Origin of the sequence: Bartonella queenslandensis AUST/NH15 (genome assembly GCF_000312585.1) — a bacterium.
Lineage (GTDB): Bacteria > Pseudomonadota > Alphaproteobacteria > Rhizobiales > Rhizobiaceae > Bartonella > Bartonella queenslandensis_A.
Window position 1 is genome coordinate 22784 of the sequence record NZ_HE998015.1, and the last position, 1139, is coordinate 23922.

Here is a 1139-nt window from a genome sequence, read left to right on the forward strand (position 1 = left end):
CGATAAAGTTCTTGCAGCAGAAACATATACAAGAGCAAAACAATGCAATGGCGCGTGCAAAATCAAAAGATGTGGTACGGTAAAGGCAAGGAATAAAATCTTGTTTCTGTAGCCCAAGTGTGCTACAATAAATATTAATAAAGGAGGGTTTTATATGTTGAGTGAAGACGAAATTAAGCGACGTCGCTTTGCTGCTAAAAATGCATTAGCAAGCCAACGTTTAGAGGGGTTGGAACCGGATCCAAAAGTCGTTGAGCAAATGGAACGCGTTATTATTGGAGAACTTGAAACAAGTGATGTAATAAAAGATTTGTTGGAACGGATAAAACGTGGTGAAGTATGAGAATACAAACGATCCTTATACTGATCCTAAAACTGGTGTGATGTATAATCGGCTTGGTATTAAAGACAAAGCCACACTAAGGAATCTGGAGTCTGCTTTTGCTTATATAAGGTCTTATGAACTTGATAGTACTCCTATTAGGGGTAAGTTTGATCTCAATCATATGAAAGACATTCACAAGAAGCTATTTGGTGACGTCTATGAATGGGCAGGAAAGATCCGTTCAATAGATATTACCAAAGGTGGTTGTTTATTTGCTTATCATCATCAGATTGAAAGCTATGCACCGAAGATTACACAGCAGCTTGCCAAAGAACAATATCTGCGTGGTCTTGATGTGGATGAATTCAGCCAGAGAGCTGGATATTACATGGGTGAAATAAATGCGTTGCATCCGTTTCGAGAGGGAAATGGACGTACTCAGCGTGAATTTATTGGTCAACTTGCTCGTGAAGCTGGTTATAATATCAACTGGGGTGGTATCACGCGAGAGGAAATGACAAAGGCATCAATTGAGGCACTTTATGGTACTTCTGAATTACTGTCTGAGCTTATTCGTAAGAACCTTACTGAATTTACAAAAAATAAAAGTATTGATGTTTTGCAAGGTTTAGGGGAAAAAATAGCCTCTGATATTCAGAACAATAAGGAATTATCCGAAAAACAAAAGGGAAAAATTACAACTATTTTTAATAAAGTTAAGACAGGTTTTTCGAAATCACAAAAAGAAGAACTTCAACAATCACAAAAAGATTTGAATGTTGCTTCAAGAGCAACAGAAAAAGCTCCTTACCTT

The 1139-nt window shown here is 37.2% G+C and carries 2 protein-coding genes; both read left to right on the plus strand.

Annotated elements, in window-relative coordinates:
- Positions 1 to 154: 154 nt before the first annotated feature.
- On the plus strand, positions 155 to 343 hold the full coding sequence (locus tag BN338_RS09175; protein ID WP_039761311.1) for an antitoxin VbhA family protein: 189 nt from the start codon (positions 155 to 157) through the stop codon (positions 341 to 343).
- Positions 333 to 1139: Fic/DOC family protein (locus BN338_RS09180; protein ID WP_244427648.1), on the plus strand; the 807-nt coding region annotated here is incomplete at its 3' end. The genes BN338_RS09175 and BN338_RS09180, both read left to right, overlap by 11 nt.

What these genes read in the sequence shown, in the direction of transcription:
- BN338_RS09175 (WP_039761311.1), top strand. Translation starts at nt 155, where the DNA reads ATGTTGAGTGAAGACGAAATTAAGCGACGTCGCTTTGCTGCTAAAAAT.